Origin of the sequence: Streptomyces sp. LX-29 (assembly GCF_029541745.1) — a bacterium.
Lineage (GTDB): Bacteria > Actinomycetota > Actinomycetes > Streptomycetales > Streptomycetaceae > Streptomyces.
In genome coordinates, this window is the sequence record NZ_CP089746.1 from 2,216,909 (window position 1) to 2,230,940 (window position 14,032).

The 14,032-nt window shown below is 73.0% G+C and carries 11 protein-coding genes and 1 riboswitch; of the genes, 5 read left to right on the plus strand and 6 right to left on the minus strand.

Going from position 1 to position 14,032, the window contains the following annotated elements; all coding sequences use genetic code 11:
* Window positions 1–104: 104 nt before the first annotated feature.
* From LRS74_RS09385 to LRS74_RS09395, 3 genes are all read right to left on the minus strand, one after another.
* The gene (locus tag LRS74_RS09385; RefSeq protein WP_277740572.1) at window positions 105–1,424 is read right to left on the minus strand and encodes a hypothetical protein; all 1,320 of its coding nucleotides are present in this window, start codon (window positions 1,422–1,424) and stop codon (window positions 105–107) included.
* 55 nt (window positions 1,425–1,479) lie between these two features.
* The gene (locus LRS74_RS09390) at window positions 1,480–1,800 is read right to left on the minus strand and encodes a hypothetical protein (protein WP_277740573.1); all 321 of its coding nucleotides are present in this window, start codon (window positions 1,798–1,800) and stop codon (window positions 1,480–1,482) included.
* Between the two features lie 487 nt (window positions 1,801–2,287).
* Complete coding sequence (locus tag LRS74_RS09395; protein WP_277740574.1) at window positions 2,288–3,775, minus strand: helix-turn-helix domain-containing protein; 1,488 nt, start codon at window positions 3,773–3,775, stop codon at window positions 2,288–2,290.
* A gap of 271 nt (window positions 3,776–4,046) precedes the next feature.
* Between LRS74_RS09395 and LRS74_RS09400 the strand changes: the two genes are divergently transcribed.
* Together LRS74_RS09400 and pruA are read left to right on the plus strand one after the other, a co-directional pair.
* Window positions 4,047–4,973 carry a proline dehydrogenase family protein gene (locus LRS74_RS09400; RefSeq protein ID WP_277740575.1) on the plus strand — a complete coding sequence of 309 codons (927 nt, stop codon included), beginning with the start codon at window positions 4,047–4,049 and terminating at the stop codon, window positions 4,971–4,973.
* A 256-nt stretch (window positions 4,974–5,229) separates the two neighbouring features.
* Window positions 5,230–6,870 (plus strand): L-glutamate gamma-semialdehyde dehydrogenase, encoded by a 1,641-nt coding sequence (gene pruA / locus LRS74_RS09405; RefSeq protein ID WP_277740576.1) that lies wholly within the window; start codon window positions 5,230–5,232, stop codon window positions 6,868–6,870.
* 134 nt (window positions 6,871–7,004) lie between these two features.
* On the opposite strand, the gene LRS74_RS09410 is transcribed toward pruA, so the two are convergent.
* Entirely contained in the window at window positions 7,005–7,502 is a 498-nt protein-coding gene (locus LRS74_RS09410; RefSeq protein ID WP_277740577.1) for a C40 family peptidase, read from the minus strand.
* A gap of 3 nt (window positions 7,503–7,505) precedes the next feature.
* Window positions 7,506–7,669, minus strand: a riboswitch (cyclic di-AMP (ydaO/yuaA leader).
* Between the two features lie 951 nt (window positions 7,670–8,620).
* On the opposite strand from LRS74_RS09410, the gene LRS74_RS09415 reads away from it, so the two are divergent.
* Window positions 8,621–8,761 (plus strand): hypothetical protein, encoded by a 141-nt coding sequence (locus LRS74_RS09415; RefSeq protein ID WP_277740578.1) that lies wholly within the window; start codon window positions 8,621–8,623, stop codon window positions 8,759–8,761.
* Here the strand turns inward: LRS74_RS09415 and LRS74_RS09420 are convergent.
* Window positions 8,755–10,353 (minus strand): metallophosphoesterase family protein, encoded by a 1,599-nt coding sequence (locus LRS74_RS09420; RefSeq protein WP_277740579.1) that lies wholly within the window; start codon window positions 10,351–10,353, stop codon window positions 8,755–8,757. The two genes, LRS74_RS09415 and LRS74_RS09420, sit on opposite strands and share 7 nt — an antisense overlap.
* A 151-nt stretch (window positions 10,354–10,504) precedes the next feature.
* On the opposite strand from LRS74_RS09420, the gene LRS74_RS09425 reads away from it, so the two are divergent.
* Both LRS74_RS09425 and LRS74_RS09430 read left to right on the plus strand, forming a co-directional pair.
* A complete protein-coding gene (locus tag LRS74_RS09425; RefSeq protein ID WP_277740580.1) occupies window positions 10,505–11,548 on the plus strand; it encodes a 3-isopropylmalate dehydrogenase in 1,044 nt (347 codons plus the stop codon).
* Between the two features lie 145 nt (window positions 11,549–11,693).
* Entirely contained in the window at window positions 11,694–12,782 is a 1,089-nt protein-coding gene (locus LRS74_RS09430) for a branched-chain amino acid aminotransferase (protein WP_277740581.1), read from the plus strand.
* 112 nt (window positions 12,783–12,894) lie between these two features.
* On the opposite strand, the gene LRS74_RS09435 is transcribed toward LRS74_RS09430, so the two are convergent.
* The gene (locus LRS74_RS09435) at window positions 12,895–13,869 is read right to left on the minus strand and encodes an SGNH/GDSL hydrolase family protein (protein ID WP_277740582.1); all 975 of its coding nucleotides are present in this window, start codon (window positions 13,867–13,869) and stop codon (window positions 12,895–12,897) included.
* Window positions 13,870–14,032 lie beyond the last annotated feature (163 nt).

Genomic DNA, 14,032 nt, shown 5'->3' on the forward strand with positions numbered 1-14,032 from the left:
ACGAGAGCACGGGGGCAGTCTGGCACAGCACCACCCCCGTGCCGCACGCCGTCTCAGATTCTGGGCGCGCGCGTCGTTCGGGCCCGGTTCGCCTCCGGGCGCCGTCAGCGGCTGACGTAGACGTCCCAGGTGTCGTTGGTGTCGTCGTCCGCGATCGCCGTCGGCGAGGTGAACACCACCGTCGTTCCGCGGTCGGACACCGCCCCCGGGCGCGCCTCGGTGAAGACGTCCCGGCCCACCGGGGTCACCGGCTCGGCGGGGGCGGCGGAGGTCAGGTCGACCAGGAAGCGGGGCAGTTCGGCGCCGTAGCCCGCGTACAGCAGGCGACTGCCGTCGGCGCTGAGCACCGGATCGCGGGTGAAGGCCCCGACCTCGCCGCCGTGCCGGCCCGTGACCCGCCGCACCGCTCCGGTCCGCACCTCGCGGACGAACACGTTCCAGGCCCTGTCGTCGTCGCCCGGCACCATCTTGGTGTCGGCGGACTCGAACGCGACGTACCGGCCGTCGGCGCTGATCGAGGGCGCCGTCGACTCGCGGTCGGCGGGGGTGCCGTCGTACCTCCGGTCCATCTGCGCCGGGCGGCTCGCGGACACCTCGCGCAGATAGACGTCGCAGCAGTCGGCCCGCGGCCCGGTGGTGAAGGTGTACCGGTACGCCAGCCGTTTCCCGTCGTCGCTCATGGTGAGCTCGTCGATCCGGCGCGGCTGCCAGTCCGGCTGGGTGTGCTCCAGGGCCGTCGTCCGGCCGCGGGTGCGGTCCCGTACGTAGATCCAGGCGCCGTCCTCGTCGCCCGGCGGGCGCTCGCCGAGGAAGCCGACGTACCGACCGTCGGCGCTGATCGCCGGGGAGTGCCCGGCGACCTCGTACGGCAGGTCGGGGGTGGTGACGCGCTGGGTGCGGCCGGTGCGCAGGTCGTGCAGGTGGATCTGGCGGCGGCCGGAGACGGTGGCGCCGAACGCCACGTACCGGCCGTCGGCGCTGAGCGCCGGGCTGTCGGCGGCGCCTCCGGAGACGGCGATCCGCCGCACCCCGCCGCCGCGCAGGTCCTTGACGAAGATGTCGGACGCGCCGTTGGTGTCGCCGGCGACGAGGTTGGACGCCTCAGAGCTGAAGACGGCGTGGCGGCCGTCGCGGCTGACCGAGGCGTCGTGGGACGGGCCGTTCGCCTCGGCGCCGTCGGCGGCGACGCTCACCCGCTCCAGGCTCCGGGCCGTCGCGGCCTGCGGGACCGGTCGGGTCGAGGACGTCGAGGACGTCGAGGACGTCGAGGACGTCGAGGACGTCGACGATGTCGATGGCTTGGATGGTGCCGACGGCCGGGACGCCGCGGGCCCGGCCGCCGCCGTGGCCGCGGGCAGCAGGGCCGTCGCGGTCACCGCGGCCGCCGACACCGCGCCGCGGAGGGCGCGCTGGACGATGGACATGGTTCGTCTCCCCCTTGGTGAACGGCCGGCCCCGGTGAGCGGGGCCGGACCTCATTCAGGCGCGGGTCCGGGTCGGGGACCCGCGCCCGGCTCGACGCACGCGGCGCACGAAGGCGTCGTACGCGCCGTGGGTATCGCGGGGCACGAGCCCCGGCGCTTCGGAGCTGAACAGCGCGGTGCGTCCGCGGGCGTCGAGCGCCGGTCCGGTGGCCCGGCCCTCCGCCCGCGCCCCGTCGTCCGCGACGCCGACCCGCCGGGTCCGTCCGGCCCGCGGGTCGCGGACGAACACGTCGAGCCGTCCGTCGGTGTCGTCCGGCACCGGATGCGCGGCACCCGACTCGAAGGCGACCAGGCGGCCGTCGGCGCCGATCGCCACCTGCTGCTCCTGCTCGTCGCCGGGGGTGCCGTCGTCGGCGACGCCGACCTGACGGTGCGCCCGGTCCCGCGGTCGTGCGGGAACGTCTCGGCCCGCGGGTCCTCGTCACCGGGGACCAGGCCGCGCGCGGAGCCGGTGAAGAGGGCGGAGCGCCCGTTCGCGCTGATCGTCCCGCGCGGCGTCGTGTCGTCCGCCGCGACGCCGAGCCGCTCGACGCCGGCGGGTCCGGGGCGGTGCTCCGCCGCCGTCGCGGGCGTGAGCACCGTGGTCGTGAGCGCGCGCACCGGTCCCGCACCCGACACCACCCGTGCGGCGACAGCCATGTCTCCCCCCGGAACATGTCGATCCCCCCGACCCCGCGCCGAGGGTCTGAGCGGCTACCCAAGCGCACCCCCACCCCCGGGTCAATCCGCCCTTATGCGTACAACTCGACCGGGTGATCGTTGGTCCGCACGTGCCTGCCGTGGGCGTCCTCGGCGTGAGGCCCTCAGCGCAGCCGCGCCGCCTTGAGGGCCATGTGGAGCAGCAACCGGTCCTCTCCGTCGTCCAGGTCCAGGCCGGTGAGCTGCTCGACGCGGGAGAGCCGGTAGTAGAGGGTCTGCCGGTGGATGCCAAGGGCCTGGGCGGTACGGCCGGCCTGACCGGCGCAGTCCAGGAACGCCTCGGCGGTGCGGGCCAGTTCGGCGTGGGCGCGCTCCAAGAGCGGGCGTACGGCGGGGTCCGGGGCGGTCGCGGGCAGGTGGGACAGCAGCCGGTACGGGCCGACGTCCGCCCATGAGGCCACCGGGCCCAGCCGTGGTTCGGCCCGCGCGGCGTGCGCGGCGGCCAGCGCCTCCCGCCAGGCGGCGGGGAGCTCGTCCAGCCCGCGGCGCGGATCGCTCACCCCGGCCACGGCCCGCCCCTCCGCCGCGGTGACCTTGGCGCCGCCCGCCGCGGTGACCTTGGCGCCGCCCGCCCCGGTGCCGCGGCCGGTCGCCGCCGCGTCGCCACCGGGGGCGGTTCGGCCGCGGACCGCCGCGACGGAGCCGGCGTTCCCCGAGAAGCCGCGCCCGCGGCCGTCGGCAGGGGCCGGGGACCCCGAGGCCGGGGCTCCGGGGCTCGGGGTGCCGGGGGCGGGGGCGCCCGGGACCCGGGGGTCGGGGGCCGGGCCGCCGCCCGCGGCCCCGTCCGCGCGGGGAGAGCTCAGCAGCCGCTCGGCCGCGGTGCGGGCGGGGTCCACGGCGGTTCCGGTGCGCAGCCGGACCAGCGCGGCCAGGCAGCCGTCGCCGCCCGACGGGCCCCCGGCGCCGGAGGGGCTCGCCACGCCGGACGGGGGAACGGGGGCCACGGCGGCGACGCCGGGGATGTTCGGGGGCGGGGAGGCGTCGCCGTCCTCGCCGGTGGCCCAGGGCAGCACCGCGACCACGGCCAGCGGGCCGTCCGCCGTGGCGCGCAGCGCGCCGCGCAGCCCCGCCCGCGCCATGTCCCGGCCGCTGGGCGGACCGGTCAGCAGCTCCCGGAGCAGCTCGCCGAGCTCCGCGCCGGCCCGCGCCTCGGCGGCCAGCAGCGCCCCGATGCGCGCGGCGGTCTCCATGGCCTGGGCCAGCCGCGGGTCCGGCGGGGTGCCGCGGCCGCCCAGCTCCAGATCGGCCAGATGGCCGTCGTCCAGCAGCCAGACATAGCCGCGCACCACGCCCTGGTGGCGGGCGGGGAGGCAGATGCGGCCCATGAAGACCCCGGCCGCCGGGTCCGGCGGGATCCGCAGCGGCGCCTGGGCCCGGGCGATGCCGAACCCCTCGAACCAGGTCCGCACCGCCGCCGTGGAGCGCCGCTGGAGGATCGAGCGGGTGCGCACCGGGTCCAGCGCCAGCTCCCCGATGTCGCCGCTGTCGTGCGCCCCGAAGGCGATCAGGGCGAAGTCGCGGTCCTCCAGGGTGGCGGGCGCGCCGAGCACGGCCGAGATCTCGTCCACGAGCTGCTGGTAGTCGCCGCGCATAGGCCGTGCCGCTCCCTTCGCTCTCCTCCGGGCTCTCCTCCGGCGCTCCGCGCCCCGACGGCGCCGCCCGGCGGGGGACGCACCCGAGTGAAGCGCCCGGTCACCATTGTCATACATCTGTCTGAGATCTCGGCCACGAATGCCCGACAGCTGTCGATGGTCGTCGTCTGGCGAGATCCTTATGTTTCACGGTGGCTCACCTTGCCGCCGCGACCCACGTGTATGCCGTGGCCGCGGCAACCCCCCGAAGAACCGTCCATGGAGGTGCCCCGTGCTGGGTCCCGTGTTGCTCGCCGCCTCGCGCAGCGACGCCATCCGCCGCATCGTCTCGGCCACGCCGGTCACCCGCCCCGTGGTGGACCGCTTCGTCGCCGGTGAGCGGCTGGACGAGTCCATGAACGCCGTGCGGTCGCTGGCCGACCGCGGCATGGAGGTCACCCTCGACCATCTGGGCGAGGACATCACCGACCCCGCCGAGGCGCTGCGCAACCGCGACGCCTACCTCGCGCTCACCGAGGCCCTCGCCCCGCTGGAGCTGGGCGCCAAGGCCGAGATGTCCGTCAAGCTCTCCGCCTTCGGCCAGGCGCTGCCGGGCGGCCACGAGCTGGCCCTGAAGAACGTGACGCCGGTCGTCGAGGCCGCCGCCGAGATCGGCACCACGGTCACCCTGGACATGGAGGACCACACCACGGTCGACTCCACCCTGGCCATCCTGGCCGAGCTGCGGAAGCGCTTCCCGCAGACCGGCGCCGTCGTGCAGTCCTACCTGTTCCGCACCGAGGAGGACTGCCACGCGCTCGCCGGGGAAGGCTCCCGCGTGCGCCTGGTCAAGGGCGCGTACAAGGAGCCCGCGAGCGTCGCCTTCCAGGACAAGCACGAGGTCGACAAGGCGTACGTCCGCTGCCTGAAGATCCTGATGGCCGGCGACGGCTACCCCATGATCGGCTCGCACGACCCGCGCATGGTCGCCATCGCGCAGGAGCTCGGCAGCCAGTACGGGCGCAAGCTCGACGAGTACGAGTTCCAGATGCTGTACGGCATCCGCGAGGCCGAGCAGCAGCGGCTCGTAGCGGAAGGTCACCGTATGCGGATTTACATCCCGTATGGCACAGACTGGTATGGATACTTCATGCGCCGTCTCGCGGAGCGCCCCGCGAACCTCGTGTTCTTCCTGCGCTCGCTGATCAGCCGCGGCTGACGACGGTGAGCAGCGGGCAGGCCGGCTGGGGGTCCGGGGGTCGTCCCCCGGGAACAGCAGCCTTCCCGCGCTCGCTGGTCAGCCGCCGACGACGACCGTGAGCAGCGGGCAGGCCGGCTGGGGGTCCGGGGGTCGTCCCCCGGGAACAGCAGCCTTCCCGCGCTCGCCGGTCAGCCGCGGCTGACCGCCCTCACTCGCCAGCCGCCGACGACCCGCCCCCTCGCACACCCCTCGATCGAAGGAGACAACGGCCACCATGGACGCTGTGACCCAGGTCCCCGTGCCGGTCAACGAGCCGGTGCACACCTACGCCCCCGGTACCCCGGAGCGCGCCCGTCTGGAAACCAAGCTCAAGGAGCTGAGCCAGAACCCGATCGAGCTGCCGATGACCATCGGCGGCGTGAAGCGGATGGGCGGCGGTGAGCGCTTCGACGTGGTGCAGCCGCACAACCACTCCGCGGTGCTCGGCACCTACGCCAACGCCACCGAGGCCGACGCCCGGGACGCCGTCGACGCCGCCCTGGCCGCCGCCCCGGCCTGGCGCGCGACCTCCTTCGACGACCGCGCGGCGATCATCCTGCGCGCCGCCGAGCTGCTGGCCGGCCCCTGGCGCGAGACGATGGCCGCCTCGACCATGCTGGGCCAGTCCAAGACCGCCCAGCAGGCCGAGATCGACACCCCCTGCGAGCTCGTCGACTTCTGGCGCTTCAACGTCGCGTACGCCCGCCAGATCCTGGCCGAGCAGCCCCCGGCCAACGCGCCGGGCGTGTGGAACCGCATGGACCACCGCCCGCTGGAGGGCTTCGTCTACGCGATCACCCCCTTCAACTTCACCGCGATCGCGGGCAACCTGCCGACCGCCCCGGCCCTGATGGGCAACGTGGTCGTGTGGAAGCCGTCCCCGACGCAGACGCACTCCGCCGTGCTGCTCATGCAGCTCCTGGAGGAGGCCGGCCTGCCGAAGGGCGTCATCAACCTGGTGACGGGCGACGGCCTGGCCGTCTCCGAGGTGGCCCTGAACCACCGCGACCTGGCGGGCATCCACTTCACCGGCTCGACCAAGACCTTCCAGCACCTGTGGAAGACGGTCGGCAACAACATCGAGAAGTACCGCTCCTACCCGCGCATCGTCGGCGAGACGGGCGGCAAGGACTTCGTGGTGGCGCACCCGAGCGCCGACCGCGCCGCGCTGAAGACCGCGCTGACCCGCGGCTCCTTCGAGTTCCAGGGCCAGAAGTGCTCCGCGTCCTCGCGCGCGTACATCCCGGCCTCCATCTGGAACGACGGCTTCAAGGAGGAGTTCGCGGCCGAGGTCGACGGCATCACCATGGGTGACGTCACCGAACTGTCGCACTTCATCGGTGCCGTCATCGACGACCGCGCCTTCGCCAAGAACAAGGCCGCGATCGACCGCGCCGCCGCCGACCCGAGCTGCACGATCATCGCCGGCGGCAGCTACGACGACTCGGTGGGCTACTTCGTGCGCCCGACCGTCATCGAGTGCACGGACCCGGAGAACGAGGTCTTCAAGGCGGAGTACTTCGGCCCGATCCTCGCGGTGTACGTGTACGACGACAGCTCGGACGAGAAGTACGACGAGATGCTGACCCAGATGGAGTCGGTCTCGGACTACGCCCTGACCGGCGCGGTCATCGCCAACGACCGCGCCGCCGCCGCGTACACGATGGAGAAGCTCCGCTTCGCCGCGGGCAACTTCTACATCAACGACAAGTCGACCGGCGCCGTCGTCGGCCAGCAGCCCTTCGGCGGCGGCCGTGCCTCCGGCACCAACGACAAGGCGGGCGCCCCGCAGAACCTGATGCGCTGGACCCTGACCCGCGCCATCAAGGAGACGCTGGTCCCGCCGACGGACTACCGCTACCCGCACATGGGCTGAGCCCTTGACGGCTGACGGCACGTCCGTCCCAAGACACCGCCCCCCTGCCGGTCCTCACGCCGGCAGGGGGGCGGTTTCCATTGCGGCGCCGCCGCACCGCAAGGGAGATGTGCGTCTGGCCTGACCTCCTTGGTCTACCTGACCCGGCCGTACCAGACCTGGCTGGTCCAGATCTTCTCCAGCCGCACCGACTTGCCGGGCTTCGGAGAGTGCCAGATCTTGCCCTTACCGGCGTAGATGCCCACGTGGTAGACGTTCGAGCCGGAGTGGAAGAACACCAGGTCACCCGCCTTGCGGGAGCCCCTGGAGATGTGCCGGGTCTTGTTGTACTGCGAGGCCGCCGTGCGCGGCAGCTTCTTGCCGGCCTTCTTGTACGAGTACTGGGTGAGCCCCGAGCAGTCGAAGGCGTTCGGCCCCGTGGCGCCCCAGCGGTAGGGAGCCCCCTTCTTCGAGGCGGCGACCTTCAACGCCGTCTTGGCCGGTGCCGGCTTGGCCTGGGTGGCCGCCTGGGCCTCGGCCGACATGACGGGCACGAGGGCGGTCGCGGCGACAGCCGCGGTGGTGAGGGCACAGGTCGCCCCGGCCTTGGAGATGAGCGCGGGTATGCGAGTACGCGGAGAACGCGTGGACATGCAAAAGCCCTTCGTCATCCGCCTACGAAAGATGACCTGTCGGGTTCGGGCTGACAAAGTTGCCCGGCCACATGCGTGGCTTCACCCCAAGGGCCACCGGTTTCGTGGCCCGTCGTGCTTGGGTCTCCCGCTCCTGCCGAACTCGTGGTTCCGAGCGTGGATCCGAGCGGTGGCAGGACTCGGCGTCCGCCCGGATCGCCCCGTCGGGATGACGGGGACTGAACAACGGTTATGGATACTGCGTCATGAACGGCCGGAATACCGAGCTGAAACGATCACTTGTGAACTTATTCACGGCTTAGCACGCCGGGCGCGCCACGCCCGTCATGACGGAAGTAGGGGGATTTTTACGGTGACTGAGCGGGCGTCGACGGACCGCCCGTAACCCGCCCGTGACCTGGGAACCGGGCCCGGCGCACAACGGGTCGTCATCGGTCAAGCCGAGATGGCGGTTGGCGGGGCGTCAGCCGCGACGCCCGGCACGCTCGCGCCGGGGATGAAAGGGGCCCGCCAGCACCGAGGCGGTGGCCATCGCGGCGGCGCTCCGACGCGTCCTCGGGCGCTCGTCGGGGGCGCTCGACAGGGGGCGCCCGGCGGCAGCCGGCTGCGTGGCGCACCGCGGGGCCGCCCGGTGGAACCCGCCGGTCGGGCATGGGCGACGACTCCGCGCGCCGCGCCCCGACGCGGAGGCGCGCGGAACCCACGGCAACGACACGCTTCGAGCCGTCCGGCCGCCCGGCGCCCCGGCCACCCGGCCGCGGTGCCACCCGGACAGGCGGGCCACCCGGACAGGCGGGCCACCCGGACAGTCGAGCCGTCCGACAGAGATCAGGCCCCTGGGCGCACCCGCCCCGGTGGGTCGCCGCCCGACCGGGGCACCGCATCCGGCCCCGCCCCCGGCGGAACTCCACGTCTCAGATAGTAGGACGTCCGACTAATTGTGCAGACAGCCCGGCTCCGCTGGCTTACGTTGGTGTCAGCCGAACATGTCGCTCCATCCAGCGACGGCGGATGCGGCCCGGTGCTGGCGCAGGTGACCCCTGCCGCACCCGGCCCCCGCCCCTCACGGCTTCATATCCACCTTCTCGGGGCTCTCAACAGCAAGAGGAGACGTGACCATGGCCGAGACCGCCGTCCGCCGCGCCCGCCACACCGTCCGCCGCAAGACCGACCACCTCGACGCCGACCGGAAGAACGCCGCCGCCGCGCTGCAGCGGGCGCTCGACCGCCGCGACAACGGCGGCGCCACCGGTCACTGAGGTCGGACGCGGCGCGGGCGGGTGATCGTGAAGTGGTCGACCCGCTCGCCCGACTCCGCGAGCGTGGTGACCCTCATCCGCGGGGCGCGCCCGCCCGGATCGACCTCCACCGCGAGGAACGAGAAGCCGGTGTAGCGGACCCGCGACCACTCCACCTGTTCCGGGCTCTTCTGCCGACCCCTGGTCCAGTGGTAGGTGTCCACGTGGTCCAGGTCCTTCTCGTGTCCCTCGTAGCTGTCGGGGACCGGGAAGGAGTACAGCCGGGCGCCGGCGCCGCCCGCGGTGGCGTAGACGATCCCGTCGCGCGTGGGGTCGGTCTCCCCACCGATCGGCACCGGACGGGACTCCCCGCCACGCCGAATGGCGTCGGTCCGCTCGTAGACGTGGTTGTGTCCGTTGACCACCAGGTCCACCCCGTGCTTCTCGAAGAGCGGCACCCAGGCGTCGCGGACGCCGCCGTCCGAGGCGTGCGCGCTGGTGGTGGAGTACGCGCAGTGGTGGAAGAAGACCACGATGAAGTCGACGCCGGGGGTCTTCCGCAGCTCCCCCAGCCGGCGGTCCAGCCAGCGGGTCTGCCTCCCCTCGGTGTACCCCCGGTTGGCGGGGATCTCGTGCGAGACGTCGTTGGCGTCCAGCGCCACCACGGCCACGTTCCCGTAGACGAAGGAGTAGACGCCGGGCGCCGTGCGCGGGTCGGGGCCGTTCTCGGGCAGTGACCAGCGGGCCAGCTGACCGCCGTAGCCGTCCGGGGAGTACCACGCCTCCATGTCGTGGTTGCCGGTCGTGACCATCCACGGGACCCGTGCGGCCACCGACTCGGTCTGTGCCAGGAACTGGTCCCAGAGCCGCGCGTCATAGGTGTCGTCGGTCCCGCCCTGCCCGGAGGAGTCCGCGTAGCAGATGTCGCCGGCGTGCAGATGGAAGGACGGGTTCTGACCCAGGATCAGCTGGTCGTTGGCGAGCGCGTCATAGCTGATGCCCTGGTCGCCGAAGGCGGTGAAAACGAACCTCTCGGCCTGGGCGGGGGCGGTGCGGAAGGTACCGAGGGAGGAGAAGCGGCGCGGGTCGGCCGGGTCGGAGCCGTCGTGGCCGACGCCGTAGTAGTAGGTGACACCCGGGCGCAGCCCGTCCAGCGCGGCGTGCAGGTAGTACTGCTCCACCGCCGGGAGCCGGTCGCTGAGCGGCGGGGTGTGCAGCCGCCGTACCTCCGCCTCGATCCTGCGACTCAGCTCCCAGGGCTTGAGACCGACGCGGACGTACGGCTTCCGCACCGCCAGGGGCACCTGCCAGGAGATCCGCATCTGGGTGCGGGGATCGGCGCCGAACGCCAGGTGGCGCCCGAACGGGGCCACCAGCGAGCCGTCGACCCCGCCCACCGCGACGGAGCGGACCCGTGTCGGCGCGGGGGCCGGCCGCTCCGCGCCGCACGCGGCCCCGCCCAGCGCCACCGCGCCGGCCATGGCCCCCGCTCCGGCCGCACCGGTGCGCAGCACCCGCCGCCGGGAGAACCTGGCGCGCAGGTAGGCGTGCTGCTCGGCCATCGACATACGGTCCGCGAGCTGCCGGGGGATGCCGGTGCGTGGTGTGTCCATGCGTCGAAAGGTCCCAGGGGCCGCCGACCTCCAGCCGTACGGCGGGTGAACGGAGCTCGTACGGGCCGGCATCGGCCTTCCACGCCTCGACCGACTGTCCGAATGGCGGACGATGCGTGTCAATCATTGGGACGCGGAGTAGGGTCCCGGTATGTCTCGCAGCATTCGCCTCGCAGTGATCCCCGGTGACGGTATCGGCCAGGAAGTGGTGGCCCAGGGCCTCAAGGTCCTCACCGCCGTGCTCCCCCAGGACGTGAAGCTGGAGACCCGGGAGTACGACCTCGGGGCCCGGCGCTGGCACGCCACCGGAGAGACCCTGCCGGACGCCGAACTGGACTCCCTCAAGCAGCACGACGCCATCCTGCTGGGCGCCATCGGCGACCCGTCGGTGCCCTCGGGGGTGCTGGAGCGCGGGCTGCTGCTGAAGCTGCGCTTCGCCTTCGACCACTACGTCAACCTGCGGCCGTCCAAGCTCTTCCCCAACACCGCCACCCCGCTCGCCGGCCGCCCCGACATCGACTTCGTCGTGGTCCGCGAGGGCACCGAGGGCCCGTACGTCGGCAACGGCGGCTCGCTGCGCACCGGCACCCCCGCCGAGGTGGCCACCGAGACCAGCCTGAACACCGCCTACGGGGTGGAGCGGGTGGTCCGCGACGCCTACGAGCGGGCGAACGCCCGGCCGCGTAAGAAGCTCACCCTGGTCCACAAGAACAACGTGCTGGTGCACGCCGGCCATCTGTGGAAGCGGATCTTCGACGCGGTGGGGCGGGAGTACCCGGACGTCACCACCGACTATCTGCACGTCGACGCCGCGACGATCTTCTTCGTGACCCAGCCGGAGCGGTTCGACGTGATCGTCACCGACAACCTCTTCGGCGACATCCTCACCGACCTGGCCGCGGCCGTGACCGGTGGCATCGGGCTCGCCGCCTCCGGCAACATCAACCCGACCGGCGCCTTCCCGTCGATGTTCGAGCCGGTGCACGGCTCCGCCCCGGACATCGCGGGCACCGGCAAGGCCGACCCGACCGCGACCGTGCTCTCCGTCGCCCTGCTCCTCCAGCACCTCGGTTACACCGCCGAGGCCGCCCGCATCGAGGAGGCCGTGGCGGCCGACCTCGCGGAGCGGGACGCGGCCGCCCCGCGGACCACCGACCAGATCGGTGACGCGCTGGCGGCCCGGGTATCCGGCTGATCCCGGGGGGATCCCAAGAGCCCCACGGGAGTGATAATCGAAAGTGGGGCCGCTTCGCCGAGGGGATGCTCGGACGTCCTAGCACCGGTGATGCCGCCGGTGCCGGGTGCGGTCCGCCACGACTAAGGTGAAGGACACGGAACCCATGACGACGACCTCGATCGCGCTCAAGCCCTCCCCACAGCCGCTCTCCGACGCGGAGCGGGAGCAGATCCTGGCCAACCCCGGCTTCGGCCGCCACTTCACCGACCACATGGTGACGATCAAGTGGACGGACGGGCTGGGGTGGCACGACGCCCAGCTCGTGCCGTACGCCCCGCTGCCGCTCGACCCCGCCAACATGACGCTGCACTACGCCCAGACCATCTTCGAGGGGCTCAAGGCGTACCGTCAGCCGGACGGCGGGGTGGCCACCTTCCGCCCGGACGCCAACGCCCGTCGCTTCCAGGACTCCGCGCGCCGGCTCGCGATGCCCGAGCTGCCGGTGGAGACCTTCATCGCGGCCTGTGACGCGCTCGTCAACCAGGACAAGGCATGGGTCCCCGGCAACGGTGAGCAGTCCCTCTACCTGCGCCCGTTCATGTTCGCGACCGAGGTGGGGCTGGGCGTGCGTCCCTCGAACGAGTACCTGTTCGTGGTGATCGCCTCCCCGGCCGGCGCCTACTTCCCCGGCGGCGTGAAGCCGGTCTCGGTCTGGCTCTCCGAGGAGTACGTGCGCGCCTGCCCCGGCGGCACCGGCGCGGCGAAGGCGGGCGGCAACTACGCCGCCTCCCTGGTGGCCCAGGCCCAGGCCGCTGACCACGGCTGCGACCAGGTGGTCTGGCTGGACGCGATCGAGCGCCGCTGGATCGAGGAGATGGGCGGCATGAACCTGTACTTCGTGTACGGGAACCGCATCGTGACGCCCGAGCTGACCGGCTCGCTGCTGCCCGGCATCACCCGCGCCTCGCTGCTGGAGATCGCCGCCGACCTCGGCTACGAGGTCTCCGAGGGGCGCCTCTCGGTGGAGGACTGGAAGCGCGGCACCGAGGACGGCTCGCTCACCGAGGTGTTCGCCTGCGGCACCGCCGCGGTCATCACCCCGGTCGGCTCGGTCAAGTCCACCAGCGCGAGCTGGACGGTGGGCGACGGCCGGCCGGGTGAGGTCACCATGCGGCTGCGCAAGGCGCTGCTGGACATCCAGACCGGCGCCGTCGAGGACACCCACGGCTGGATGCACCGTCTGGGCGAGTGACGCCCGAGGCCCCGCGGACGGCCGACGGCCCCCACCGGGCCGTGGACGAGGAAGGCCCGCCCTGGCGCGTTCGAACGCCGGGGCGGGCCTGTGTCGTTCTCCGGGCCGCGGCTCAGAGCTCCCGGTGCATCGCCCGCAGCACGGCGCGGGCGGTGTTCGCCTGCCCGAAGGCGTTGGGCAGCACATGGGCGACGTTGTCCGGGTAGGGGTAGCCGGGCGCGGTGAGCCCCTCCACCCAGCGCCACCGGCCGGCGCACACGTCCGCGCCCCGGCTGGAGCGGTGGGTGTCCACATAGGCGGCGTACCGGTGGTGCCGGGCGGTCTGCCGCTCGATGACGCGGTTGATCGGATCGAGCACCCCGTCCCGCATCCACTCCAGGTCCGCGCGGCTCATGTGGCCGAACTGCGTCTGGTCGCCGACCGTGCAGCGGGAGACGTCCTCCGGGACGATCGAGGGGTAGCCGACGGTGAGGATCTTCGCGTGCGGCGCCTTGCGGTGGATCCGGCGCAGCATGTCGTCGTACTCCCGGACCGCCGAGGCCAGTCGGGCCTCGACCAGCTCCCGCGTGCGCTCCTCGCAGGGGACCGGTGAACCGTCGGCCGCGCGCGGCGGCTCCTGCATCGCACAGGCGTAGACGACCTCGCCGAAGCCGGAGTCCTTGCCGCCCATGCCGACGGTCACCAGGTCGGTGTCCTCGTCGACGGCCGCCAGTTGCGGGGCGACGGCCTTGAAGGTCCTGCCCTCCAGATAGTCCCGCGGCGAGCCGAGCGGCACCTGGCCCTGGTGGGCGATCTCCGCCAGCATGGCGTTGTTGCAGGCCACGTCGGTCAGCCGGACCCGCCCGCCCAACGCCTCGGCGACGAGTCGGGGGTAGGAGCCCTCGGTGCGGGCGCATCCGGTGTGCGCGCCCTCCGGGTCGAGCTCCGCGCCGGTGGGCGGGATCACGCCCGCGGTGTACGAGTCTCCCAACGCGACCCAGCTCAGCGGGGCTTCGGGCGACTCGGCCGCGCCGGCCGGAGGCACGGTGCCCACGGCCAGCGCCGCCAGGGCGACGGTGGTCAGCAGGCGGAGCGACGTGCGCGTCATGCTCTCTCCCTCGTACTCGACGTACTCCTGGTACGGGACGTACTCGCGGTGGAGGAACTCACGATCTTCGGTGGCGCTCGACCAAGGGTAGGGATCTCCTCGATCCGCGCCAGAGGGCCGGGGCGCGGTCGGCCACGCCGCGCGCGCGGGGGGCGACCGGCCG